We start from the raw sequence: 24,890 nt of genomic DNA, 5'->3' as shown, positions 1-24,890 counted from the left end.
ATTCAATCCAGCGTGATATTGGCCTTGGCCGCTAGCCCCTTCCAGCGCGCCACTTCGGAAGCCGTATGCTTGCCCAGTGCGCTGGCCGAGTACTGATCCGGCGGCAGCATCTGGATGGCCTGCGCGGCCATCTTCGACGTGAAATCCTTGTCGGTCATCACCTTCAGGTAGGCCTGCTGCATCTTGTCGACCACCGCTTGCGGCGTGCCTTTGGGTGCGTAGATGCCGTACCACGTAGCGGCCTCGAAGCCGGGTAGCACGGTTTCCGCCAGCGTCGGCACATCCTTCAGTTGCGGCACACGCACGGCCGACGTCACTGCCAGCGGACGAACCTTCGATTCGGTGATCTGCGGCAGCGCGGTATTGGTCTGGTCGAACATCCCGTCGACCTGACCGCCGATCACGTCGATCAGCGCCGGGCCGGCGCCCTTGTACGGCACCAGCGACACCTTGATACCGGCCGACGCCGCAAACATCGCCGCTACCAGGTGCGACGTGGAACCCATCCCCGCATTGCTGATGTTGAGCTTGCCCGGATTCTTCCTGCCGTAGTCGACGAACTCGCGCACGTCGCGCGCGGGATGGTCCTTGCGCACCATCAGCACCATTGGCGTATCGGGAAAGCGGAACACCGGCGCAAAGTCCTTGACCGGGTCGTAGGCCAGCTTCTTGTACAGCGCCGGCGCGGCGCCCATGTAACCCATATGGCCCACCAGCATCGTGTAACCGTCTGGCTGCGCACGCGCGGCCTTGGCGGCGCCGATCGTGCCGCCCGCGCCCGGCGAGTTGTCGATGATGATCGACTGGCCGACTTCACGCGACACGCGGTCCGCGATGGTGCGCGCCAGCGCGTCAGTAGGGCCGCCGGCCGCGAACGGAACAATCCAGGTGATGGGCCGGGATGGATAGTTCTGGGCGTGGGCCGACGTGGTGAGTAGCGCGGCCAGGGCCACGGCGAAGATGGGTTTCATGTTGTCTCCGGATTGGATCTTGTTTTGGATCTTGTTCTGGTGTGGTCAGGGTCAGCAGCGTCCGCCTGTCACGTTGCCGACGTGCGCAGTTTCATTGCCTCGTTCGCCTGCACCGCCGGGTTGTCGGCCGCTTCATCGGCCAGTGCCTGATCCGGATACCGCTCCGGATACAGGTGACGCTTCGCGGTTTCGGCATCGAACGTGCCCGACCACTTGGCCACCACGACCGTCGCCACGCTGTTGCCAATCGTGTTGCACGTGGAAATGGCCATCGACAGGAAACGGTAGACGCCGAAGATCACGGCCAGCCCTTCCACCGGCAGCACGCCGGTGGACGTCACGGTCGCGGCGAATACCACGAACGATCCGCCCGACACCGTGGCGGCGCCCTTTGACGTCAACAGCATCAGCACGAGGATGCCCAGTTGATGATCGAGCGACAGCGGCACGCCATAGGCGTGGGAGATGAACATCACGCCCATCGCCATGAAGATCGACGTGCCATCGAGGTTGAACGCATAGCCCGTGGGCAACACCAGCCCGACGGTCTGCTTGGCGCAGCCCAGGCGCTGCAGCTTGATCAGCAGTCGTGGCAGCGCGCTCTCCGACGATGCGGTGCCCAGCACGATCAGGATTTCATCCTTGATGTATCGCAGGAAGCGCCACAGGCTGAAGCCGGCCAGCTTTGCCACGATGCCAAGCACCACGGCAACGAACAGGATCACCACGGCGTAGAAACTCAGCACCAGTTGCGCCAGCGCGATCAGCACGGCGGAACCGTTGCTGCCCACCGAATAGGCCACCGCGCCAAACGTGCCGATCGGAGCGAGCTTCATCACGAGGTTGATGAACGAAAACAGCACCTCGAAAATCATGTCGAGACCGGCGTTGACCTTCTCGCGGCGTGCCTCGGGAATGGCCAGGATGCCGATGCCGACCATCACGGCCAGCACCACCACCTGTAGCAGCTCGCCCTTGGCAAACGCACCGACGAAATTGTCCGGCACGATATGCATCATGAATTCGAGAAAGCCCTGCGGTGCGGCGGCCTTGGCTGCCGGCACCGCGGCGCTGCCCGTCACGTGGCTCATGCCCTTGCCGATTTCGAGCAGGTTCCCCGCGAGCATGCCGACGACCAGTGCAATCGTGGAGATGACCTCGAAATAGACGATCGACCGCCAGCCCACGCGGCCCGCGCTCTTTACGTCGCCCGCCGACGCAATGCCGTGGACGATGGTCAGAAAGACCAGCGGCGCCACGCCGGCCTTGATCAACGACAGGAACATGTCGCCCAGCAGCTTCAGCTTCGAGGCGAACTGCGGCAGTGCGAACCCGACCACGATGCCGAGGATCAGCGCGACCAGCACCTGCATGCCGAGCTTGCGGTACCAGGGCAGGTGCTTCGGTGCCGGCGGTGCGGCGGGTGTTTGTATGGATGTGTGCTGCATGGTGTCTTCCTCCACCCAGGGCCGCGCGGCCTCAGGCTACTTCCTTGGACAATGCGATGGCGCGGTCCACCATCTGCGGCGCCAGGCCGAGGTAGTTGGCCGGGTCGACCATCTGCTCGATGGCGGCGCGATCAAAGTGCTTCGTGACTTCGGGCAGGGCGAGCAGCGCTTCGGCCAGCATGCCACCGGCTTCGTTCACCGTGCGGCACGCGTCATAGACCACGTCGTGCGCCTGCTGGCGGCCGATATGCGGCGCCATGCGCATCATCACGGCCTCCGCCACGATCAGGCCCCTGGAAATGCCCAGGTTGTGTTGCATGCGGCCGGTGTCGACGATCAGCCCGCCCAGCGCGAACTTGGCCTGGTGCAGTGCGCCGGAAGTCAGGATGAAGCTCTCGGGGATGGCGATCCACTCGGCATGCCACGGGCCGGTGGCGCGCTCAAAGTCCTGCACCATCGCGTCGACCATCAACCCGGCGTGCTGGCGCACGGCCTTCGACGCGGCCAGCATCAGCTCGCTGGAAATCGGGTTGCGCTTCTGCGGCATCGTGCTGCTGGCGCCGCGCCCTTTCACGAACGGTTCATAGACTTCGGCAAACTCGGTCGACGCCATGATCATGATGTCGAGCGCGATCTTGCCCAGCGATCCGGTGACCAGCGCAAGCAGGTTCACCGCTTCGGCAAAACCGTCACGCGCCACGTGCCATGTGGTGGCGGGCACGCCCAGGCCCAGCTCTTGCGCCAGCGCCTGCTGGACTTCAAAGCCCTTGTCGCCCAGCGATGCCAGCGTGCCGGCCGCGCCGGCAAACTCCACCACGGCCACGCGCGGGCGCAGTTCGGCAATGCGCTGCTGATGGCGGTCGAACATGGCCAGCCAGATTGCGGTCTTGTAGCCGAACGTCACCGGCAGCGCCTGCTGCAAGTGGGTACGCCCGGCCATCGGCGTGTCGCGGTACTTGACGCTGAGGTCGGCCAGAATGGCGCGCAACTCACGGATGTCGGCGTCGATGCTGTCCAGCGCATCGCGCACCTGCAGCGCGACGGCGGTGTCCATGATGTCCTGTGTGGTGGCACCCCAATGCACATAGCGGCCCGCTTCGCCGCACATTTTCACGAGCTGGTGGACCAGCGGCAGGATCGGATAGCCGACAATGTCGGTTTCGTCGCGCATGTGATCGAAGTCGATGCGCTCGATCCGGGACTCGCGGGCGATGACGTCCGCCGCTTCGGCCGGAATCACGCCCACGCGCGCTTCGGCGCGGGCCAGGGCCACTTCGACATCGATGTAACGCTGAACAAGCGCGCCATCGGAAAAGATCTGCCGCATCTTCTTCGTGCCAAAGGCATCGCGGAACAGCGCGGAATCGACAACGGTACTGGCGGCGGGAATGGAAATCGGGGTCATGGTGCTACCTTGTGGCGATCAGACAGGAGTCTTAATATGTTCGAACATATCGCTCATTAAATATGTTCGAACATATTAAGAAAATCAGGGTTAACCCGCGCCATGCAAAAAAGTCGTGGTGCATCAGGCTTGTATGAGCAGAACCAATTCCGCTGAAATCACCCGCCAGTTGCTGGACGGGATCACCACCGGCCGCTATCCGGTAGGGGCGCTGCTGCCTACCGAATTCGAGCTGTGCGAGCAGTTCCAGGCCAGCCGCTACACGATTCGCGCCGTGCTGCAGGAGTTGCAGGATCTGGGGCTGGTATCGCGCCGCAAGAACGTGGGCACACGGGTGGAGGCTTCACGGCCGCGCGCGGCGTTTCGTCCCACGCTGGCGTCGGTGGAAGATCTGATGCAGTTCAGCGAGGAACATCGCCGCGTGGTGCAGTCGGTGGAAACCGTGGCCGTGACTGGCAACGCAGCCAAGGACATCGGGTGCGCGGAGCAGACCCGACGCCTGCGCATTTCGACGGTGCGGATGGGCGATGCCGGCAGCACGGCGCCAATCGCCTGGACCGACATCTATATCGACCCGGCCTTCACCGATATCGCCGACGCCGTGCGCCGGCCTCCGGGCATGCTGGTGAGTTCGCTGCTGGAAAGCCTGTACGCAAAACACATCGCCGAGATCGAGCAGGAAGTACGCGCGTCAACGCTCACCGACGCACGTATCGCGGACGCGCTGCACCTTGAACCGGGCGCTTCGGTGCTCAAGATCCTGCGGCGATATATCGACGACGAAGGCGAAACGGTCGAAGTCTCGGTAACCGTGCACCCGGCCGACAGCTTTGCGGTATCCATGCGGCTGAAGCGGTCGACGGGCTGAGGCGAATGCGCGCGGAAGGCAACGAAAAAGCGGGCCGGTATGGCCCGCTTTCTCATTGAAGCACTGAAGGGTGTGTGACTAGCGCGTGCAACTGCCGGTGGCAATGCGGCCTGCGATGATGGATGTGACGTGGCGCGGGCGCGAATTCCACTTCGTGAAGTCGCTTTTGATTCCGCGCAAAGCGAATAGCAAAATCACCAAATTCCCGCCATGAACGGACTACCATCGATTGCGTTGGCGTCACCCCGCACGCCGGCGCATCGCACATGGCCAAGAAATTTCCACTTCATCCAAAGCACCCCGAGCGCATCTGCTGGGGCTGCGACAAATATTGCCCGGTCGACTCACTGGGCTGCGGTAACGGCTCCAGCCGCACGCAGCACCCGGCCGAACTACTCGGCGATGACTGGTACGAACACGGCGACTGGGGCATCGAAGTCGAAGACACCGCTGCCCCCACCATCCGCCTGCAAGTCGTGACCGGTTAGCGCGTCGTCCGCGCTCCCGTTTCGGACATCCTCAACACGGGGCCATCACCGACCCCGAAACATCAATAGCCGTAGTACGACGACGGCGGCGCGTATTGCACCGGCGCCGGGCGGCCGCATGGCACATAGCCACCGCGATAACTGTCGTAGCAATATCCGGGCGGCACCGCCGGCGCGGCATAGCTGACCGGCTGCGGCGGCGCGTAATACGGTGCCGGGGCGGCCACCACCGGCTGACTGCTGGCGACCAGCGCGCCGAGCGCCAGGCCGGCCACCGCGGCCACCGCAATCGCGGCGCCCGCCGAAGATCCGCCGCCACCGTGACGGTAGCGGTCATGGGCCGAGGCCGTCCCCGCGACCAGCATGGCGGCACTCAGGACAGCAATACCGGTGTAACGAATCGACTTGCGCATCTTTCACTCCTTGTCGGGCCGCAATGGCCTCTCTACGGAATGCATGATGGATGCCGAATGATTACAGCGGGTTACGCCGTGGTGAGCAGATGTAAATGCGGCGAGACTTCGGCGCCTGCCCGGCGGCCTGCGCACACGGCCACGGCGCCGTTTGGTGAATCTGGCGTTACAACTTCCGCCCGGCGTCCGCTCGGTGCCTGCGTGGGAACACCCGGTTGACAGCGCCCCCGGTTATGCAAATACTCCACCTCGCAATGCCTCAGTGCCTGCGCGAGATACCCCCTGGAGCGGTGCGGTTTCGGCAATGTCGATACAACTTCAACGAGGGACGCCCATGATCACCCGCCGCCTACCTTTGCGCGCACGCCATCTGTTGCTGGCCAGCGCGGTGGCCCTGCTCACCGCCTGTGCCAGCAGTGTTTCGAATCCTCCCGTACCGGGTCAGCCGGCCGCCCCGCAGGCGCCGGTAGCTACCGGCAAGACCGAAGTGCTCTGGCTGGGCCAGTCCGCGACGCGCATCACCACGCCGGGGGGCAAGGTCATCGTCATCGATCCGTGGTTGACGGCCAATCCCAAGACGCCCGCTGCGTTCAAGCAGCTTTCCGCACTGGGCAAGGTCGACATGATCCTGGTGACCCATGCACACGGAGACCATCTCGGCGATGCCGTCGAACTGGCCAAGCTCAACAACGCGCCCGTCTGGAATGCCGGCGGTCTGGGCCAGCAACTGATTACGCTCGGGCTGCTGCCGGCCAGTCAGGTCCAGCGCTTTGGCAAGGGTGGCACCATTGCGCCGCTGGGCGCCAACGGCCCGAAGATCACGGCCGTCCACGCCGAGCATTCGTCGGAGCTGGTCTGGAAGAATCCCGCCACCGGCAAGGATGAAACGCACTACGGCGGCGAGCCGGTGGGTTACATCATCGAAATGGAGAACGGCTTCAAGATCTGGCACATGGGCGACACCGCGCTGTACGGCGACATGATCATGATGGCGGACCGCTACAAGCCCGATCTGGTGATGCTCCCGATCGGCGGCCATTTCACGATGGGACCGCAGGACGCGGCCATCGCGCTGCGCGACTTCATCAAGCCGAAGTACGCGATTCCGATGCACTATGGCACCTCTCCGGTAGCACGCGGCACACCTGCGGAACTGAAAGCGGCGCTCGGCAATGCAACCACCACTGCGGTGATCGTGCCCGAGCCGGGACAGAAGGTGGACTTCTGATGGCGCCGGTCAATCATTGGCGGCGGGCGATCTGCATCGCCGCACCCATCACGACTGCGTTGACGCTCACAGGTTGCGCCACCCGCGCCGCCGCGCCCGATGCCGATGCGCGCGCGCAACTCGCAAGCACGGGCCGGATGCGCGTGGCGATCAACCTCGGCAACCCCATCCTGGCCAGCCGCGCGGCCAATGGCGATCCGCAGGGCGTATCGGTCGATCTGGCGCGCGAAGCGGCACGCCGGCTGGGACTGACGCCCGACCTGATCGCGTTCCAGTCCGCCGGCAGCGTGGTCGACGCGGTCAAATCGAAGCAGGTGGACCTGGCGTTTGTAGCCATCGATCCCGTGCGCGGCGCCGATATCGACTACACGGCGCCCTACGTGATCATCGAGGGCGCCTATCTGGTGCGCGGCGATTCCGCCCTGCAACGCAACGAGGACGTGGACCGCCCCGGCACGCGCGTGGTGGTCGGCAAGGGCAGCGCCTATGACCTGTACCTGACGCGCGCACTCAAGCAGGCCTCGCTGGTACGCGCGCCCACATCGCCGGCGGTGACCGACATGTTTCTGGCGGAACGGATGGAAGTGGCAGCGGGCGTCAGGCAGCAGCTGGAAGCCGATGCAAAGCGAGTGGGCGGCGTGCGCTTGCTGCCGGGCCGCTTCATGGTGATCGAGCAGGCTATGGGCGTCCCCAAGGGCCGTACGGCGGCACAAGCCTGGCTGAGCGGGTTCATCGAGGAGATGAAGGGATCGGGCTTTGTCGCCGCTGCGCTGCGGCGGCATCAGATCGAAGGCGCAAGTGTGGCGCCGGCTGGCGGCAAGGCCTGAACGGCCGCGTGACGTCGCCCGCCATCTCGTCAAAAAAAAGAACCCGCTGCAAAGCGGGTTCTTTCATGCCGAATGCTGCTGGCGGCTTGCGCCGCCGGAACATTATGGCTACGGGCGATTCACGGAGATGTCGTAGAACAAGGACTGGGTATCGAGGCTGATCAGCACGCCGACGCCAGTGTTGCCCAGCGTCAGCGAAAGCGCTTCGCGGGCCGTAATGTCGTTCGACGGGCCACGATAGCGCAGGCCGGCCACAGGCTTGTTCTGCACCCAGGTATCCGTGCGGCCGTCATTGCGCTTGCGCGAGTAGGTGCTGGTTGCTGCGTCGACGGCGGTGATTTCGGTCGAGGCAGCAATGGTGTTGACGGTCAGATCGCCAAAGACCGTCAGATCCCAGTACGCGTTCTTCGCGCCGACCACCGGCATCGGACGAACAGCCTGCTTCGTGGCCAGGATCAGGCCGCTTGCGTTCGAGATCACCGCGGTGACCAGACCGTCCGTGCCCTTGAATGCCGCCACGTAGGCCGTACCGTTACTGTCGGTCAGCGCAAAGCCGCCACCGGGCTGCGCCGTCAGCGCGGGCAGTTCGTTGGCTGCCCAGGCCGTGCAGCTATCCAGGCCCGTGCAGTCGGCGCCGGCGACTGCCTTGCCATCCGTGCCGAACGTGAGCTTCGTGCGCGTCGGCAGGTAGGTTCCGCCATTGGACTCGAAGCCAAGGGCGTTCCAGCTACCGGCCAGGTCGGCCAGCGACAGCGCCTGCGCCGGGACGATCATGGTAGGCAGCGCGGCGACGCCGCCCTGGGTGGTCACATTGCGCACCAGCGCGACGCCCGACGGCGCAACCTGGATGTCCGAGACCGTACCCTGAACCGATGTCGAGAAGCGGCAAGCCTCTGACGAGATGGGTGTCAGCGGGACGCTCAGCGTGCCGCCCTGGCCATTGCTCTGGCTCACGGTCAGCGCCGTGGCGTCGATTTGCACGGTCATCACGCCCATCGGCGTTGCGGCCAGATAGTCGCCAGTCCGCAGGCCGGCACACGTTGCCGAAGCCGTCTTAAGAATGGTCTGGATCGCCGACGAGCCGGCGTTGGCGCCTACAGCCGCCGACAGTTGCGCGAGCGTCGTCTGGGCCTTTTTCAGTTGCACGCCAAGCTTATCCAGCAGCTGATCGAGCGCATTGCCGGCATTGGCGCCATTGGCGGCCACGAGCTGCGCCTTGATCGGGTCCACGTTGGACAGATCGATGACGGGCTTCAGCGCCGCTGCCAGGGCGGCGAGCGCGGTAGCCACATTGGCCGGCGTCAGCCGTGCCTGCGCATTGCCGTCGAAGTTGGCGAAGAACGCATTGGTATCACCGTTTGCCAGCGCCGCGGCAACCAGTTCCGTCAGCGGCGTGATGTTGGCAACGGGCGTGGTGCCGGTGCCGGCTTCCACGATCGAGTGGAGCGTGGTGCCATCCGGTGCCGGTACGCTCAGCACGCAAGGACGCACGGCATTATCGATGCTGACCGTGAACGTACCGTTCGTGGCCGTCGTCGTCGAGCCGCTGCCCGAAACGCACTTGGCAACGACCGTAGCGTTGGGCACCGCAGCACCAACTGCCGCCGTGCCGCTGATCTTTGTCGTAGTAACTGCCGGCGCGCTATCGCCACCGCCGCCGCCACAAGCCGTCAGCACTGCTGCCACCAGCCCCGTCAAAAGAAGTCTCGATTTCATCCCTGTTGTCTCTTCTATGGTTGGTTTTCATCTCATGCGCGCCGGGCTCCGACCCTTGTCTCCCTGTTGGCACGCACAAACTGGCACGGCTTCTGACCCAGCGCCAGGCGGCGTGAAGTGTGTAGTAGCCACTTAACGCCGGATAACCCCCCACGGAGGCATTGACATATGACAAATTTGTAATTTCTGCCATACAAGATCGATACCTGGAAATACAACATCGCGGAGCGTTCGGCTGCGCGCGGGCGTGCGGGCAGCCATTGCTAACCATCGCTGGACACCGGGTCGGCGTAGTAGCGGTTGGTCGGGTTGCAGACACGCAACGACAGATCTATTTGCTTCGATACGCGCATGACGGCGCCGTATCGAGGACCGTAAAGCTCGGCACCGCGCCTGGCTGGACGTATCGGCATAGCGAGCGCCCACATAGCGCGCGCTGGCGCCTTAGGTCCATTGCGGTGTGGGCGAAGACTGGAAACAGGAAGTGTGCCGCTGTGCAGTCCATTCACAACAATCCAGTCATCGCCTCATTCATCCGCGATTCAGCCGCGATCCATCCCCCTATTGCTCCGCCAGATAGGGCCGTTCGGCCGCAAACAGTGCGCGTTGCGCGAACTGGCGCCACGCTGTCGGTGCCCGGTTGCCCAGCACATAGACACCGGCCATATACGCCTGCGCGCGCAGCACCGGATGCAGCGGTCCGTCCAGCGTACGCTCCGCGCCATCGACATTGCCGCTGCGCACCAGCTTCACGAAAGCACGCACCTTTGCCACGCCACCCGTGCTGCCAGCCTGGGTAGACATGGCGTCGAGCAGATCCCTGACGCCGGGCGTGTCCGTTGAGACACCGTCGGCCAAGGCCAACCAGACCGAACGGGAATTGATACCAGCGTCCGGGGCAAGTGCCTTTGCGCTGGCGCGCAGCGATGCCGGCGCACCATCCGACGCGGCGGCCATGCGCGTTATATAAGCGGCGCCCGGTGAGCCTTGCATCTGATTCATCAGATTCACGGCCTCGTCGAGCCGGCCGTTGGCCAGCAGCCCAAGGGCGCGGTCCACCCCTTCGTCCGGCAGCGAATGTCGCGGCTCGAACATCGCCAGCCAGCGCAGCTCGGGATTCGTGCGCTCCCGCATCTCGAGTTGCAGCATCGCATTGCCAGGATCGCGCAGACGCACCAGGCGCAGATAGTCCACCGCACGCGATTGCCGCAGCGTGTCATTGTTCTGCATGGCCAAAGCGAGTGCGACTTCCGCATCGCGATAGCGGCCAGCCTCCATCGCATCCCATCCGATGGCATTGGCCAGCCAGGCCGAGCGCGGCCATTGCCGGTGCGCCGCCTCGAACGCCTTTTCCTTTTCGCGTCCCTCCGGCATGCAGCGAATCGCCAGATAGGCCAGGTCGCCATTGGCCGGCGCCGCCGCGGCCAACGCGCGATGACGCGCGCAAACCGCTTCGCGCGCGGCACCGCTTGCGAGCTCCTGTTCGAAGCGGCGGCCCGTGACGTCCTCGGGATAACGCGCCAGCCGCTCTGCCAGCGTCGCTTCGAAGCCCGGCAGGGAGGAAGCGAGGCTGAGCCAGTCTTCGAGGTTGTGAGAGTCTGGCGCGTCGTAGCGCACGTGGGCCATCACCATCGCCACCGCGCTGTCCTTGTCCTTCAGGCCATTCACCCGATCCAAGGGCGCCCATTCATCGGCGGCATCCACGACGTTGCGCACCGCCGAGCCGGTGGCCCGGAGCTTGGATGGCGGCTCCGTGAAGACGTAGTCCGCCGCGACCTGGCGCCAGCGCTGCGGTGGCAGCAGTGTTGGCGCTGTCCCTTTCGCCGATCCATACGCGGCGGTCCATGTGCGGAGCGGTGCCGCCGCCGCCACGGTATAGACCACGAATCTGTCCTGCCTGCGGACCAGCCCCTGGAACGCGTCGAGCGGCTCACCACGCTCGGTCGTGGCCGACACACTGACTTCGCGTCCGCCGTTGACGGCAACCGTGACCTTCGATTCCGGCCGGACTTCCACTCGCTTGCCGTCGATGGTGACCACCACGCGCTGCGCGAGGTCGTTAAAGACGACCACCTGCGTGCTATCGACCGAGGCCCCCACCATCAGCGCGCCACCGACAATGCACAGCGCCACTGCCGCGCGCCCCGCGCCGGGCAGTGGCCCCGATGCATTGCGAAGGCGGTCCCACAGGTTGGATTCGACATTCTGCAGCTCACGCTCCCCGCCTATCACGAGCGTGTCGTAGCCGCGCGGTGCGGTGGGAACGCCCTCGGGCACCTCCGCCAGTGCGGCACCGCGCGACGCCGCCGCAAGCATGGCTTCGTCGGCGAGCAGGCGGTTCAACGTGAACCGTCCCAGCGATTCGAGCGCGGCGCAGGTGTGCGTGACCCAGCTATCCGCATACCTGAGCCACTGGTTGAGGTCACTGGCGGATGGCGCGTCTAGCTTCAGCTCGCCGAGCGCGGCAGCCCAGCTTTCGGCTTCGAATTCCGCCAGCACGCGGCTGTCCGGCCGCACGGCGCCGGCATCCTGGAAGATGCGCTCCAGCGCGCGATGCGTGGCGTCAGCAGCCAGGTTCACAGCCTTGATATCTTCCGCGCGCGGAGACCGCCTGGCGTTCGCACGATACAGGCAGTGCAGCACCACACGGTGGGCGTCCCGCAGATCGGCTTCCGCGTGATTCGCGTAGTGCAACACGCCGAGCGCGCCCAGCAGGTGCGCGTGCCATGCCGGACTCAGCTCGCTGGCGATGGACAGATGTTCGCTGCGCACACGCTTCAGCGCTGCTTCCAGCACCGCCCGGGCCTTCGCGCTATCGGCCTTGACCTCGGCGATGGCCGTGCCCAGGTCCCCCCGCTGGATGATTTCTCCGCGATGGCGGATCACCCCGTCGGCAGCCACAAAGGCGCCATCGCGCAGGGCGCAGAGCTGGGCGTATTCCTGCTCCAGCGTCTGCCACCTCGCCAGATCGTCGGCAAGCGATGGCGGATACAGCGATTCGGCGTCCACGGGCCTTGCATCGACGCGCTCATGGAGCGCATCCACCGTGCGTGCATGGCGCGTCGGCGAAAGACTCACGTATAGCCCGCGATAAGCGGGCTTCAGGCGCTCCTGTGTGAACACATCGTCCACCCGCTGCAACGTGTCTTCCACGGCAACGGGTTCATGCTCGACATCGCCGGCCAACGTGCGCGTTGCCTGTTCACGCAGCGCCTGGGCACCATCGAACAAGTCCCAGGCGCTGCGGTCGTCCTCTGGCGCAAACAGGTAGTTGCGCTTGGCATTCTGTTCGCGCTCATGATTCATCGGGTGCGTGGCCCACATGCGCGGCGGCTGCGCCATTTGCGCCTTGAACACGCGATGGGCTGCCCGTGCATCCTCCGGGACATTGGGCCGATTGCCATACTCGGGGTTGTTGAACACCACGCTCAGGCGGCTGGCAATGGCCTGCTGGAGCGCGAAGATGTCGCGCGGCGGACGCCCGGCGTTGGCCTCGGTACGCGCAAAATTCAACGCGCGCTCCCAGGCGTCATCGGCCACCTGCAGACGGTGCAGCGCGTGGACGATGGCATCGCTGCCCGCCACGGACACCGCCACCAGATCCGCCTGCATCTCCATCTCTCGTGACAGGGCGCGTTGCGCGATCACAACCAGACGGAAGCCGGCATCGACCACGGTCCGTAGCGACCAGACGATCAATCGCAGTATCCAGCCGATCCATGCAAGCCGCACATCGAAACTGGACAGGGCATTGAGCCAGCCGTCGAGCATGTCGCGCTTGGCCACGATGTGGCTGGCAATCTGCTGCGTGGTGTAGACCCAGCGCCCCACCGCCATCGAACGCTGCGCGAAGTGTCCAAACTCATGCGCGCAAACGGCCTTGAATTCGGACAGGTTGAGCATGTTGACCAGACCCAGTCCGATCTCCAGATTCTTACGCGACGGAAAGACCAGGTTCAGCAGCGACAGGTCGTAGAAGACCGCCGCATTGACGCGATGGCTCAGGAATACCTTGTGCGGACGCGGCGCCCGCGCTTCATCGGCCACGCGATCGAGAAAAGCGAACAGTTGCGGCTGATCCGCCCGCTTCACCTCGACGGCATCGTTGCCCACGGCGCCTTTCTTCACGAAGAACAGCGCCTTGATCAGGAAGACGCTCAAGAAGATGCTGCACGCGAAGATGATGTACTCAAGCGGCCCGCTATGGCTGCCCAGTGCCTGGAACCGCCACACGGCCGTGGTCACGAACCAGCCGGTCAATCCCAGATAGAGCGCGATGAACAGGGCCAGCACGCCAACCGCCAGCCAGGCCTTGCGTTGATAGGTACTTCCGGGGCGAGCAAAATCTCTGGGCACCGATGCGGGGCCGTCAGGGTAGATCAGATTCATGGTCTCAATCAGCGTGCGGAAACGGCACGGCGAGCGGACACGCCTTGCCATCCCCTGGGATTGGGAATATCGGAGTGCGACGGGATGATGCGCGAACAGGACCCGCTCAGACCAACGGCGGCCCTGGGTACTGGCTTAACTGGCGTGACTGAAAGACAGCAGTCCCGCCGGACCTGGAACGCCCCGGCGATGGCGCGTTGCGCGCTGATAAGTAACCATGTTTCGACCCTGTAGCGATTTGATTGTTATTGAACGGCTATCGGCACCGCGGTGCGGCAAAAGCATACTACTTTCGTCGGGAAGTACAGACCCCACTGACTGGTAGCACCGCAACAGCCAGCCCGGTTGCTGACACTGGCCCGACGCGGCTCACGCCGGCATGGGCGAGGTCCGCCGCAGCGCTGCAAATCCGGCCGGCTCCCATTCGCGCGCGGCCAGCAGCAGGCCCACGCCGTGCCGCTGCGCCAGCGGCGCGCTTGCGGATTCTTCGTGCAGCAGGGCCAGCCGTGCGCGCAGACGCTGCAACTCCTGGCGTAGCTGCTCCATCGCGGGCGCCGTCAGCATGGCATGGGCAAATTCAAGCGTCTGCGCGGTGCCGTCGAAAGAACAGTCCAGGAAGTCATTCAGCCCTTCCTTCATGAAGTAGGCACGGATGGGCCCATCCGCCAGCCAGTGAAAATCCCTGCGCACGCGCAGGCGGATGCGATCCCCCGGCAGAAGCGCGATCAATCCCATGCGATCGAGAACCAGCAGCCGCTGGATGCATTCGGCGCGTGTCAGCCGATAACTGCCGACGATCTGGTCCGCCGACCATTGATTCAGCGCGCAGACGGCAACCAGCAGCAGCTTGCGGTCGGCCACGAGTTCCGCCTCCTGCGCCCGCGTCATGACGCTGAGGGGCGGGGCCGCCGCGGCATCCTGCGCCAGCTCGGCCAGGGTCAGCCCAAGCAACGCGGCAATCCGTACCAGCCGCTCCACCGTGAACCGCTCGCCGGAGAACAAGCGCTTGATGCTGGCTTCGGACAACTCAAGTGCGGCAGCGACATCGCGGTATGTCAGGCCCTGCGACTTGAGCTGGCGCTTGATGGCAGCCACAAGCTGGGCGGCTTCGTTCGTCGGAATGGTCATCTGGTATCGGATATTGATACTTTAGGTAGAGGCTGGCGCGACGATATCACGAGACAGGAGCGATCTTCGATACGAAATGGCAAGCTGCGCGGCATTCCTTTCACGCCACTAGCCACCATGCAGATCGATACCGATGTGACCCGCCTTGCCGCGGAAATCCAGACCGGCGATATCGTGTTCATTCAGGTTCAGGCCCGCCCGTTCCTTGAGGTATCCGCCGCCACGGGTACGTGGACCAACCACGTCGGCATCGTGGTGGGCGCCAGCGGGGCCGACGTGCAGATCGCGGAAAGCACGTTCCCGCTGAGCCGGATCACCACGCTGCGGCGCTTCATTGCCCGCTCGGGGCAAGGTCGCCTGGCGATTGCGCGATTGCAACAGCCGCTGACGCTGGCCCAGAAACTCCGGATCGTGCAGGCGGCGCGGGACCGCACCGGCATCTGGTACGACACCGGCTTCAACCTGCATTCGCGCCGGCAATTCTGCTCGCGCTTTGTGCGCGAAGTCGTGGCCGAGGGCACCGGCATCGATATCGGCGAGGTGGAAAGCTTCCGCAGCTGCTGACGCGCCAGCCCGATGCCGCGTTGGGCTTCTGGCGCTGGTGGTACTTCGGCTGTATTCCCTGGCAGCGCCAGACGGTCACGCCCGCCAGCCTGCTGCGCAGCCCCGCGCTCAAACTGGTGTTCGACGGCATGGTGCTTGAAGCAGCGGAGCAGTGTCGGACGGTGGCGTGACCGGCGGCGGTGCAATGCCGGTGTGCGGTGCAGCATCGCCGCGCGTAGCCCTGAAACAAGCGGATGGCCGGCCATATGTCGGCGCGAAAACCGCCCCGCTCGCCATATGCGGCAGCCTGGCCAAGCGCCGTCATCACAAATTCGCAGCGCACATAGCGAAAACGCCACTAATGCCTATACTCAAATCCTGTCCCTGCAGAAAGTCCATGACCGGGCACCGCGCTCCGGTACAAGGAGGTGTGCTCATGGTTACGATGAACCGCCGACAGTTCCTGAAATTCACGGGAGCGTCGCTGGCGGGATCGAGCCTGGCGCTGATCGGGTTCACGCCCGATACGGCACTGGCGGAGGTGCGTGCGTACAAGCTCGCGCGCACCACGGAGACCCGCAATACCTGCCCTTATTGTTCGGTGGCATGTGGCCTGCTGATGTACAGCCTCGGCGACAAAGCCAAGAACGCAAAAGCCAGCATCATCCATATCGAGGGCGATCCCGATCATCCGGTCAACCGCGGCACGCTGTGCCCCAAGGGCGCCGGCCTGATCGACTTCATCCATAGCCCGAGTCGCCTGCAATACCCCGAATACCGCGCCGCGGGATCGGACAAGTGGCAGCGCATCACGTGGGATGACGCGCTGGACCGCATCGCCAAGCTGATGAAGCAGGACCGCGACGCCAACTTCATCGAGAAGAACGAGCAGGGACAGACGGTCAACCGCTGGCTCAGTACCGCGATGCTGGCCGCTTCGGCGAGCAGCAACGAGGTGGGATACATCACGCACAAGACTATCCGCAGTCTTGGCATGCTGGGGTTCGACAACCAGGCGCGTGTCTGACATGGCCCGACGGTGGCAGGTCTTGCCCCGACGTTTGGCCGTGGAGCGATGACGAACCATTGGGTCGACATCAAGAACGCGAACGTAATACTGATCATGGGCGGCAATGCCGCCGAGGCACACCCGTGCGGATTCAAATGGGTCACCGAGGCCAAGGCGCATAACAAGGCGCGGTTGATCGTGGTGGACCCGCGCTTCACGCGCTCGGCGTCCGTAGCGGACTATTACGTGCAGATCCGTACCGGCACGGACATCGTGTTCCTGGGCGGCGTGATTCGCTGGCTGTTGGAGAATGACAAGATCCAGCACGAATACGTGAAGAACTACACCGACTTCACGTTCATCGTGCGCGAGGACTATCAGTTCAAGGACGGCATCTTCTCCGGCTACGACGCCGAGAAGCGCTATTACCTCAAGGAGACCTGGGACTGGGAGAAGGATGCCGACGGCTATGTGAAGACCGACCCCACGCTCACGCACCCGCGCTGCGTCTACAACCTCATGAAGGCGCACTACGCGCGCTACACGCCAGAGATGGTGGAGCGCGTATGCGGCACGCCGCAGGACAAGTTCCTGAAGGTCTGCGAGATGATGGCCTCGACGGCCACGCCGACCCGCGCCATGACGATCATGTACGCGCTGGGCTGGACGCAGCACTCGATCGGCTCGCAGATGATTCGCACCGGCGCAATGGTGCAACTGCTGCTGGGCAATATCGGCATCGCCGGCGGCGGCATGAACGCGCTGCGCGGCCATTCGAACATCCAGGGCCTGACCGACCTGGGGTTGATGACGAACCTGCTGCCTGGATACCTGACGCTGCCGGCCGACTCCGAGGTCGACTACGACAAGTACATCGAGGCGCGTGCGTTCAAGCCGTTGCGGCCCAACCAGCTCAGCTACTGGCAGAACTACGGCAAGTTCCACGTGAGCCTGATGAAGGCATGGTGGGGACCCGCGGCCACGAAGGAGAACAACTGGGCATTCGACTACCTGCCCAAGCTCGACAAGGGCTACGACATGCTGCAGGTGTTCGAGCTGATGAACGCCGGCCGCGTCAATGGCTACATCCTGCAGGGCTTCAACCCGCTCGCGGCGGCGCCGAACAAGGCCAAGCTGCTGAAGGGCCTGAGCCAGCTCAAGTTCATGGTCGTCATGGATCCGCTGGCCACCGAGACCAGCGAGTTCTGGCGCAATGTCGGCGAGTCGAACGATGTGGACACGAAGTCGATCCAGACCGAAGTCTTCCGCCTGCCCACGACCTGCTTTGCCGAGGAAAACGGCGCGCTGGTGAACTCGTCGCGCTGGCTGCAATGGCACTGGCAGGGCGCCGATCCGCCGGGCGAAGCGCGCAGCGACATCGAGATCATGTCCGCGCTCTGGCTGCGCATCCGTGCGATGTACCAGAAGGACGGCGGCAAGTATCCCGATCCGATCGTCAACCTGTGGTGGCCCTATGCGGTGCCGCACTCGCCCACGCCTGAAGAGCTGGCCAAGGAGTACTCGGGCCGCGCGCTGACCGACCTCGTCGATCCGAAAGACCCGACCAAGGTGGTGCGCAAGGCCGGCGAGCAGCTCAACAGTTTTGGCGAGTTGCAGGCCGACGGCAGCACCATGAGCGGCTGCTGGATCTACTGCGGTTCGTGGACGCAGGCCGGCAACCAGATGGCCAAGCGCGACAACACCGATCCCACCGGCATCGGCCAGAACCTGAACTGGTCGTGGGCGTGGCCGGCCAATCGCCGCGTGCTGTACAACCGCGCGTCGTGCGACGTGAACGGCAAGCCGTTCAATCCCGAACGCAAACTGATTGCGTGGAACGGCAAGAGCTGGACCGGCTTCGACACGCCGGACTTCAAGCTCGATGAAGATCCGGCCAACGGGATGGGGCCGTTCATCATGCAGGCGGAAGGCGTGGCGCGATTCTTCGCGCGGCAGAATATGGTGGAGGGGCCGTTCCCCGAACACTATGAGCCGTTTGAAAACCCGCTCGGCTATAACCCGCTCAATGGCAAGGACTCCAAAGTCGTCAGCAACCCCGCCGCGCGGGTGTTCAAGAACGACTGGGCGCAGTTCGGCAAGCCCGATGCCTATCCGGTGATCGCCACCACGTACCGGCTGACCGAGCACTTCCACTACTGGACCAAGCATGCGCGCATCAACGCGGTGCTGCAGCCGGAACAGTTCGTGGAAATCGGCGAGGACCTGGCCAAACAGGTGGGCGTGAAGGCGGGAGACCGCGTCAAGGTGACGTCGACACGCGGCTACATCAAGGCCGTGGCACTGGTCACCAAGCGGATCAAGCCGTTCAAGATCGATGGCAAGACCGTGCACATGGTGGGCATACCGTTGCACTGGGGCTTCACCGGGCTGACCAAGCCGGGCTTCCTGGCGAATACGCTGACGCCGTTCGTGGGCGACGGCAACACGCAGACGCCCGAGTTCAAGTCGTTCATGGTGAAGGTCGAAAAGGCATAGGAGAGCAGCGATGGCACTACAGTCTCTCGATATCGTGCGCCGCTCGGCCACCACCACGCCGTCCCCGAGTGTGCGCCAGCCGATCACCGGCAGCGTGGCCAAGCTGATCGACACCACCAAGTGCATCGGCTGCAAGGCATGCCAGGCCGCGTGCATGGAGTGGAACGATCTGCGCGGCGATGTGGGCGTCAACGTGGGCGTCTACGACAATCCAGCGGACCTGGACGAGCATACGTGGACGCTGATGCGGTTTGCCGAGTATGAAAACCCGAACGGCAACCTCGAATGGCTGATCCGCAAGGACGGCTGCATGCATTGCGAGGACCCCGGCTGCCTGAAGGCGTGCCCTTCGCCGGGCGCCATCGTGCAGTACGCCAACGGCATCGTCGACTTTCACGAGGAAAACTGCATCGGCTGCGGATACTGCATCACGGGCTGCCCGTTCAACATTCCGCGTATCTCGAAGGCCGACCACAAGGCGTACAAATGCACGCTGTGCTCGGACCGCGTGGCGGTGGGCCAGGAACCGGCCTGCGTGAAGACATGCCCGACGGGCGCCATCGTGTTCGGCACCAAGACCGACATGATCGCGCACGCCGAGGAGCGCATCGTCGACCTGAAATCGCGCGGCTTCGAAAAGGCCGGTCTCTATGATCCGGCCGGTGTCGGCGGCACGCATGTGATGTACGTTCTGCATCACGCCGATCAGCCGGGCCTGTATCACAACCTGCCCGAAGACCCGCACATCAGTCCCTTGGTCGGCCTGTGGAAAGGCATTGCAAAGCCGCTGGCCGTGGCCGGCATGGCGATTGCGGCGATTGCCGGCTTCTTCCACTACATTCGCGTGGGTCCGAACGAAACGGGCCCCGAGGACGAGGCGGCTGCCGAAGACGAGATCGTGCGCTGGGGCCGCGACAACCCGAAGCCGCGCGGCACCCCCGATGAAGTGACGCCGCCAGAGGAGATGCGCGATGAGAATCGATAAGCGACGCGAGGCAACCATCCGCCGCTACACCTCGGGCGAGCGCACCAACCACTGGATCGTGGCAATGACGTTCGTGCTGCTGGCATTGTCCGGGCTGGCACTGTTTCATCCGTCGATGTACTGGCTCAGTGCGCTGTTCGGCGGCGGCACGTGGACCCGCATCCTCCATCCGTATATCGGCGTGGTGATGTTCGTGGCGTTCCTCATCCTGGCGCTGAAATTCTGGCACCACAACCTGCTGACATGGAGCGATCGGGAATGGCTGCGCCACAGCCGCGATGTACTGAGCAACCACGAGGAGAACGTGCCCGATGTCGGCCGCTACAACGCCGGGCAGAAGCTGCTGTTCTTCCTGATGGTCGCGTGCCTGTTGCTGCTGTTGCTCAGCGGGCTGGTCATCTGGCGCGCGTGGTTTGCCGCGTACTTTCCGATCTGGGGGATACGGCTGGCATCGGTCGTGCACGCCGTTTGCGCCTTCCTGCTGATTTGCGGCATCATTGTGCACATCTATGCAGCCGTATGGGTCAAGGGTTCCGTGCAGGCCATGACGCGCGGGACGGTCACGCCTGGCTGGGCGTGGAAACATCATCGCGCCTGGTTCCGAGAGAACTTCAAACCGGGCGACAAATAGGCGGGCTGGAGCAGCAACGCCGGCTTGCCGAAGGATGACGACACGATGGTGCAGCGCATTCTGGAGCCGGCGGAGATCGAATCGATCGACCACATCGCGATCGCGCGTCTGCGTCTGCCGGACCGCTCGGACGTGTTCAGCGCGCGGGCGCAACGCCTGCGCCAGCTGGCACCTTCGAATCCCATCGGCCCATACCTGCTGCTGATGGCCACGGTTGCCGATGCGCAGCACGCGGTGGCCCGCAATCTCGACATTCCCACGATCTCACCGGAAGTCATCGCGCGTGCCGGCGAGCACTGCATGCCGCTGCTGCCCGCGCAGGATGCGGGTGTGCCGCTTTCCGCGCCGGCATTGTTCGATCAACTGGCCTCCACACCCGAACTCGCCGCGCCGCTGGCCGCGTTACGCGCAATGCCGCCGGAAGCACTGGCCGCCCAGATGCGCGCATTGCTGGGCCTGCACGATGCCCCCGTGGACCCGAGCGTTGCGCCGCTGCTGATGGCGGCCCTGCAACTGGACCGTACCGTGCTGGCCAGCCAGTTGCGCGAGCAGGACATCCCGATGCTCGACGTGCATACCGTTTGCCCGGTCTGCGGCACACCACCGGTGGCCAGCATCGTGCGCATCGGCGGACGCTACCAGGGCCTGCGCTATCTGCACTGCGGCTTGTGCGCGACGGAGTGGCACATGGTCCGCGTCAAATGCAGTCATTGCGAAACCACCGAAGGCATCAGCTACTACGCGGTGGAAGGCCACGGCGACGCGCTCAAGGCGGAAGCCTGCGACCAGTGCCATCACTACCGCAAGATCAGCTACATGGAAAAGGACCCGATGGCCGAGCCGCTGGCCGACGACCTGGGTTCGCTCGCGCTCGACGTGATGATGGGCGAGGCTGGCTACGGGCGTGCCAACGGCAATCCGTTGCTATGGCTGGCGGACGATGAAGAAGCCGAGGGCGATGGCGCGGAGCGGGAGGCGCCGGTATGAACGACAGCGTGTCGATGCCTGCACAGCCAGCGGACATCCCGTCGGTCGACCGCTTGCTGCGGCTGCCGGGCGTGCAGCCCCTGCTGGACCAATACGGCCGCGCAGCGGCAACCACGGCGGTGCGGCGCCTGCTGGACACATTGCGCGCGCAAGCCGTCGCGGGCCAGCTCACGCGCCATGCAATCGGCGACACCGCCCTGTGCGAAGCACTGGCCGCCCAACTGGCGCGCGACAGCCAGCCGCGCCTGCGTGCCGTCTTCAACCTGACCGGCACGGTGCTGCATACCAATCTGGGGCGAGCGCTGCTGCCGGATAACGCGGTGCAGGCCGTCGTGCGCGCGATGACCTCGCCGGCCAATCTCGAATTCGATCTCGACACAGGCGGCCGTGGCGACCGGGACGACCTGATCGACGACCTGCTTTGCGAACTGACCGGCGCCGAGGCCGCCACCGTGGTCAACAACAACGCGGCGGCGGTGTTGCTGATGCTCAACACACTCGCGCAGCGGCGCGAAGTGGTGGTGTCGCGCGGCGAGCTGGTGGAGATCGGCGGCGCCTTCCGGATTCCGGACGTCATGCAGCGCGCGGGCGTCAAGCTCGTGGAAATCGGCACGACCAACCGCACCCATCCGCACGACTATGCGGGCGCCATCGGCGCACGCACCGCGCTGCTGATGAAGGTGCATTGCAGCAACTACGAGATCACCGGTTTCACGCACAGCGTGGACGTGGCCGAGGTGGTGCGCATCGCACAGCCGCATGGCCTGCCCGTCGTGGTCGACCTCGGCAGCGGCACGCTATGCGATCTCACGCGGTGGGGTCTGCCGGAAGAAACCACGGTGCGAGAAACCATCGCAGCCGGCGCGGACCTGGTGACATTCAGCGGCGACAAACTGCTGGGCGGCCCGCAAGCTGGCCTGATCGTGGGCCGTGCGGACCTGATCGCCAGAATCAAGAAGAACCCGCTCAAGCGCGCATTGCGCGTGGGTAAGCTCACACTGGCGGCCCTGGAGCCGGTGCTTCAGCTTTATCGCGATCCGGACACGCTGGCGCGGTCGCTACCGACGTTGCGTCTGCTGACGCGGCCCGCCTCTGAGCTTTCCGCGTTGGCCAACCGGCTGCTTTCGCCGTTGCAGGCGGTGCTTGGCGATGGCTGGCAGACGTCCGTCGTGCCGATGGTCAGCCAGATCGGCAGCGGCGCGATGCCCGGCGGGCAGCTCGCCAGCTACGGACTGGCGATTGGTCCGCGCGCCGCCGGCAAGCAGGCCGGCCGCCGCTTGCAGCAGCTTGAAGCCGCGCTGCGCGCGCTGCCTCGTCCCGTGATTGGCCGCATCCGTGAAGATGTGCTCTGGCTCGATCTGCGTTGTCTTGAGGCCGCCGACGAAGCCGAATTCATCGGCCAGTTGCCATCGCTGGCGGAGGCCTTGCGCCCATGATCGTCGGCACGGCCGGACATATCGACCACGGCAAGACCACGCTGGTGCGCGCGCTGACCGGCGTCGATACCGACCGGCTCAAGGAAGAGAAAGCGCGCGGCATTTCAATTGAACTCGGCTATGCCTACACGCCCCTGCCCGATGGCGATGTACTTGGCTACATCGACGTGCCGGGACATGAACGCCTGATTCATACGATGGCCGCCGGCGCCAGCGGCATCGATCTCGCCTTGCTGGTGGTGGCCGCTGACGACGGCGTCATGCCGCAGACGCGCGAGCACCTCGCCATCGTCGAGCGTCTTGGTGTTCCACGCGCCGTGGTGGCGTTGACGAAGGCCGATCATGCCGATGCCGCGCAGCTGGCCAATGTGCGCGGCGAGATCGATGCGCTGCTGGCGGACACGCCCTATGCGGGCGCGGAAGTCTTTGCACTGAACGCCACCAATGCGGACGACACCGGCGTGACGCATCTGCGTACATGGCTGCAGGACGCCGCGCAACACATGCCCGCCCATCGCAGCGACGGGCTGTTCCGGCTCGCCGTGGATCGCGTGTTCACGCTGGCCGGGCACGGCACCGTCGTCACCGGCACCGTGTTCAACGGCCGCGTGGCGGTGGGCGATGTGATGCAGGTAGCGCCGTCGGGCCTGCCCGCGCGCGTGCGCAGCATCCACGCGCAGAACCGCCCTTCGGAAGCCGGCGTCGCGGGCCAACGTTGCGCGCTCAACCTCGTGGGTGTGGACAAGGACGATATCCGGCGCGGCGACTGGATTGTCGATCCCGCGCTGATGACGCCCGTCACGCGCATCGATGTCCGCCTGACGCTGCAGCCGGATGCGGGTCTGCGGATCGGGCACTGGACGCCCGTGCACGTACATCTGGGGGCCTCGCATCGCGTTGCCAACGTGGTACTGCTCGATGCCGAATCGCTGGAAGCGGGCGGCACGGCGCTGGCCCAGTTGGTGTTCGCCGCACCGGTCGTCGCGCTGGCCGGTGATCGCATCATCGTCCGCAACGCACAGGCCACGCATACCGTGGGTGGCGGCGTGGTGCTCGACAACGTCGCCCCCGAGCGGCATCGGCGCGCCGCTGCACGACTGGCCTGGCTGCAGGCCGTGGAACGCATGCTCGAAGGCGGCGGCATGCTGCCGCTGCTGGAGCACGCGCCGCATGGCGTAAGCGAGGCGCGCTTCGCGCAACTGACGGGCCTCGCCGTCGATGCCGCGTCGCTGCCCGCCGATGTGGAGCGCGTGGGCGACGCCCTGATCCTGTCCCGATATCTCGACGCCCTGCGGACCCGCGTGCTGGAGACCCTGACCGGCTTTCACGAACGGATGCCCGACGAACCGGGCCTGGGCGCCGGCTCGCTGCGCCGCGTGGCCTTTGCCGGGACGCCGATTCCTAACGCGCTCTGGTCCGCCCTGCTCGACACGCTGCTGCGGTTGCATCTGGTGGAACGGCACGGCGGCTGGCTTCGCTTGCCGGGCCATGCCATCACGTTCACGGACGCCGAGCAGGCGCTGACGGCGCGGCTGTTGCCGCGCGTGGCCGAGGGTGGCTTCGATCCGCCGTGGGTGCGCGAGCACGCCGTCGCGCTCAACGCTCCCGAAGAACAGGTGCGACAGGTGCTGCGCAAGCTGGCCCGGCAGGGCACGGTGCACCAGGTGGTACGCGACCTGTTTTACGCGGAGGCGTCCATCGAGACGCTGGCCAAACTGTTCGGCACGATGGCCGCCGCGCACGGCCGCGTCGACGTGATCGGGTTCCGGGATGCGGTGGGATTGGGGCGGAAACGCACAATCCACATTCTGGAGTTCTTCGATCGCGCGGGATACACTCGCCGCGTGGCGAATGCGCGCATGTTGCGGCCCGATAGCGAATGGCGTCCGCTGGCCGTGGCGGCACCGTCATAGAAGCATAGA

19 protein-coding genes are annotated in these 24,890 nt (G+C 64.9%); 12 read left to right on the top strand and 7 right to left on the bottom strand.

Annotated features, from left to right (window positions below):
• Positions 1 to 2 precede the first annotated feature (2 nt).
• The 3 genes from AC3FLX_RS01020 to pcaB form a co-directional block, all read right to left on the bottom strand.
• A complete protein-coding gene (locus AC3FLX_RS01020) occupies positions 3 to 971 on the bottom strand; it encodes a tripartite tricarboxylate transporter substrate binding protein BugD (protein WP_488693138.1) in 969 nt (322 codons plus the stop codon).
• Between the two features lie 68 nt (positions 972 to 1,039).
• A complete protein-coding gene (locus AC3FLX_RS01015) occupies positions 1,040 to 2,419 on the bottom strand; it encodes a cation:dicarboxylate symporter family transporter (protein ID WP_488693137.1) in 1,380 nt (459 codons plus the stop codon).
• A 31-nt stretch (positions 2,420 to 2,450) separates the two neighbouring features.
• Positions 2,451 to 3,824: a 3-carboxy-cis,cis-muconate cycloisomerase gene (gene pcaB / locus AC3FLX_RS01010; protein WP_488693136.1), complete on the bottom strand. Its 1,374-nt coding sequence runs from the start codon at positions 3,822 to 3,824 to the stop codon at positions 2,451 to 2,453.
• 133 nt (positions 3,825 to 3,957) lie between these two features.
• Here pcaB and AC3FLX_RS01005 point away from each other — a divergent pair, with 133 nt between their 5' ends.
• Together AC3FLX_RS01005 and AC3FLX_RS01000 are read left to right on the top strand one after the other, a co-directional pair.
• Positions 3,958 to 4,692 carry a GntR family transcriptional regulator gene (locus AC3FLX_RS01005; RefSeq protein WP_488693135.1) on the top strand — a complete coding sequence of 245 codons (735 nt, stop codon included), beginning with the start codon at positions 3,958 to 3,960 and terminating at the stop codon, positions 4,690 to 4,692.
• Between the two features lie 266 nt (positions 4,693 to 4,958).
• Positions 4,959 to 5,180, top strand: a complete 222-nt coding sequence (locus tag AC3FLX_RS01000) for a DUF3079 domain-containing protein (RefSeq protein ID WP_488693134.1) — start codon at positions 4,959 to 4,961, stop codon at positions 5,178 to 5,180.
• Positions 5,181 to 5,242: 62 nt separating this feature from the next.
• On the opposite strand, the gene AC3FLX_RS00995 is transcribed toward AC3FLX_RS01000, so the two are convergent.
• Positions 5,243 to 5,593: a mechanosensitive ion channel protein MscS gene (locus AC3FLX_RS00995; protein ID WP_488693133.1), complete on the bottom strand. Its 351-nt coding sequence runs from the start codon at positions 5,591 to 5,593 to the stop codon at positions 5,243 to 5,245.
• A 334-nt stretch (positions 5,594 to 5,927) separates the two neighbouring features.
• Here AC3FLX_RS00995 and AC3FLX_RS00990 point away from each other — a divergent pair, with 334 nt between their 5' ends.
• Both AC3FLX_RS00990 and AC3FLX_RS00985 read left to right on the top strand, forming a co-directional pair.
• The gene (locus AC3FLX_RS00990) at positions 5,928 to 6,821 is read left to right on the top strand and encodes a metal-dependent hydrolase (protein WP_488693132.1); all 894 of its coding nucleotides are present in this window, start codon (positions 5,928 to 5,930) and stop codon (positions 6,819 to 6,821) included.
• Between the two features lie 137 nt (positions 6,822 to 6,958).
• On the top strand, positions 6,959 to 7,648 hold the full coding sequence (locus tag AC3FLX_RS00985) for an ABC transporter substrate-binding protein (protein WP_488693674.1): 690 nt from the start codon (positions 6,959 to 6,961) through the stop codon (positions 7,646 to 7,648).
• Between the two features lie 108 nt (positions 7,649 to 7,756).
• Here AC3FLX_RS00985 and AC3FLX_RS00980 read toward each other — a convergent pair whose 3' ends face one another.
• From AC3FLX_RS00980 to AC3FLX_RS00970, 3 genes are all read right to left on the bottom strand, one after another.
• Entirely contained in the window at positions 7,757 to 9,364 is a 1,608-nt protein-coding gene (locus AC3FLX_RS00980) for a hypothetical protein (protein WP_488693131.1), read from the bottom strand.
• A gap of 561 nt (positions 9,365 to 9,925) precedes the next feature.
• Positions 9,926 to 13,753, bottom strand: a complete 3,828-nt coding sequence (locus AC3FLX_RS00975; protein ID WP_488693130.1) for a M48 family metallopeptidase — start codon at positions 13,751 to 13,753, stop codon at positions 9,926 to 9,928.
• A gap of 369 nt (positions 13,754 to 14,122) precedes the next feature.
• A complete protein-coding gene (locus AC3FLX_RS00970) occupies positions 14,123 to 14,881 on the bottom strand; it encodes a helix-turn-helix domain-containing protein (RefSeq protein WP_488693129.1) in 759 nt (252 codons plus the stop codon).
• Positions 14,882 to 14,998: 117 nt separating this feature from the next.
• Here AC3FLX_RS00970 and AC3FLX_RS00965 point away from each other — a divergent pair, with 117 nt between their 5' ends.
• The 8 genes from AC3FLX_RS00965 (at position 14,999) to selB (ending at position 24,881) form a co-directional block, all read left to right on the top strand.
• Positions 14,999 to 15,445, top strand: a complete 447-nt coding sequence (locus tag AC3FLX_RS00965; RefSeq protein ID WP_488693128.1) for a YiiX/YebB-like N1pC/P60 family cysteine hydrolase — start codon at positions 14,999 to 15,001, stop codon at positions 15,443 to 15,445.
• A gap of 20 nt (positions 15,446 to 15,465) precedes the next feature.
• A complete protein-coding gene (locus AC3FLX_RS00960) occupies positions 15,466 to 15,615 on the top strand; it encodes a hypothetical protein (protein WP_488693127.1) in 150 nt (49 codons plus the stop codon).
• A gap of 245 nt (positions 15,616 to 15,860) precedes the next feature.
• Positions 15,861 to 18,929 (top strand): formate dehydrogenase-N subunit alpha, encoded by a 3,069-nt coding sequence (gene fdnG / locus AC3FLX_RS00955; RefSeq protein ID WP_488693126.1) that lies wholly within the window; start codon positions 15,861 to 15,863, stop codon positions 18,927 to 18,929.
• A gap of 10 nt (positions 18,930 to 18,939) precedes the next feature.
• The gene (gene fdxH / locus AC3FLX_RS00950) at positions 18,940 to 19,914 is read left to right on the top strand and encodes a formate dehydrogenase subunit beta (protein WP_488693125.1); all 975 of its coding nucleotides are present in this window, start codon (positions 18,940 to 18,942) and stop codon (positions 19,912 to 19,914) included.
• A complete protein-coding gene (locus AC3FLX_RS00945; protein WP_488693124.1) occupies positions 19,901 to 20,545 on the top strand; it encodes a formate dehydrogenase subunit gamma in 645 nt (214 codons plus the stop codon). Before fdxH ends, AC3FLX_RS00945 begins: the two co-directional genes overlap by 14 nt.
• Before the next feature lie 45 nt (positions 20,546 to 20,590).
• Positions 20,591 to 21,532: a formate dehydrogenase accessory protein FdhE gene (gene fdhE, locus AC3FLX_RS00940; protein WP_488693672.1), complete on the top strand. Its 942-nt coding sequence runs from the start codon at positions 20,591 to 20,593 to the stop codon at positions 21,530 to 21,532.
• Positions 21,529 to 22,968, top strand: coding sequence for an L-seryl-tRNA(Sec) selenium transferase (selA, locus tag AC3FLX_RS00935; RefSeq protein ID WP_488693123.1), 1,440 nt, complete (start codon positions 21,529 to 21,531; stop codon positions 22,966 to 22,968). Before fdhE ends, selA begins: the two co-directional genes overlap by 4 nt.
• Positions 22,965 to 24,881 (top strand): selenocysteine-specific translation elongation factor, encoded by a 1,917-nt coding sequence (gene selB / locus AC3FLX_RS00930; protein ID WP_488693122.1) that lies wholly within the window; start codon positions 22,965 to 22,967, stop codon positions 24,879 to 24,881. The genes selA and selB overlap by 4 nt, the downstream gene beginning before the upstream one ends.
• Positions 24,882 to 24,890 lie beyond the last annotated feature (9 nt).

Source organism: Cupriavidus sp. 291-E7 (genome assembly GCF_057798835.1).
This window is presented reverse-complemented; position numbering and strand designations above follow the sequence as displayed.

Excerpts from the sequence above, each read along its gene's own strand:
- AC3FLX_RS00975 (WP_488693130.1), bottom strand. The coding sequence starts at position 13,753 with ATGAATCTGATCTACCCTGACGGCCCCGCATCGGTGCCCAGAGATTTT.
- AC3FLX_RS00985 (WP_488693674.1), top strand. The coding sequence starts at position 6,959 with ATGCGCGTGGCGATCAACCTCGGCAACCCCATCCTGGCCAGCCGCGCG.
- selB (WP_488693122.1), top strand. The coding sequence starts at position 22,965 with ATGATCGTCGGCACGGCCGGACATATCGACCACGGCAAGACCACGCTG.
- AC3FLX_RS00980 (WP_488693131.1), bottom strand. The coding sequence starts at position 9,364 with ATGAAATCGAGACTTCTTTTGACGGGGCTGGTGGCAGCAGTGCTGACG.
- AC3FLX_RS01000 (WP_488693134.1), top strand. The coding sequence starts at position 4,959 with ATGGCCAAGAAATTTCCACTTCATCCAAAGCACCCCGAGCGCATCTGC.
- AC3FLX_RS00970 (WP_488693129.1), bottom strand. The coding sequence starts at position 14,881 with ATGACCATTCCGACGAACGAAGCCGCCCAGCTTGTGGCTGCCATCAAG.
- AC3FLX_RS01020 (WP_488693138.1), bottom strand. The coding sequence starts at position 971 with ATGAAACCCATCTTCGCCGTGGCCCTGGCCGCGCTACTCACCACGTCG.
- fdhE (WP_488693672.1), top strand. The coding sequence starts at position 20,591 with ATGGTGCAGCGCATTCTGGAGCCGGCGGAGATCGAATCGATCGACCAC.
- fdxH (WP_488693125.1), top strand. The coding sequence starts at position 18,940 with ATGGCACTACAGTCTCTCGATATCGTGCGCCGCTCGGCCACCACCACG.
- AC3FLX_RS00990 (WP_488693132.1), top strand. The coding sequence starts at position 5,928 with ATGATCACCCGCCGCCTACCTTTGCGCGCACGCCATCTGTTGCTGGCC.
- AC3FLX_RS01015 (WP_488693137.1), bottom strand. The coding sequence starts at position 2,419 with ATGCAGCACACATCCATACAAACACCCGCCGCACCGCCGGCACCGAAG.
- selA (WP_488693123.1), top strand. The coding sequence starts at position 21,529 with ATGAACGACAGCGTGTCGATGCCTGCACAGCCAGCGGACATCCCGTCG.
- pcaB (WP_488693136.1), bottom strand. The coding sequence starts at position 3,824 with ATGACCCCGATTTCCATTCCCGCCGCCAGTACCGTTGTCGATTCCGCG.
- AC3FLX_RS00945 (WP_488693124.1), top strand. The coding sequence starts at position 19,901 with ATGAGAATCGATAAGCGACGCGAGGCAACCATCCGCCGCTACACCTCG.
- AC3FLX_RS00965 (WP_488693128.1), top strand. The coding sequence starts at position 14,999 with ATGCAGATCGATACCGATGTGACCCGCCTTGCCGCGGAAATCCAGACC.
- AC3FLX_RS01005 (WP_488693135.1), top strand. The coding sequence starts at position 3,958 with ATGAGCAGAACCAATTCCGCTGAAATCACCCGCCAGTTGCTGGACGGG.
- AC3FLX_RS00995 (WP_488693133.1), bottom strand. The coding sequence starts at position 5,593 with ATGCGCAAGTCGATTCGTTACACCGGTATTGCTGTCCTGAGTGCCGCC.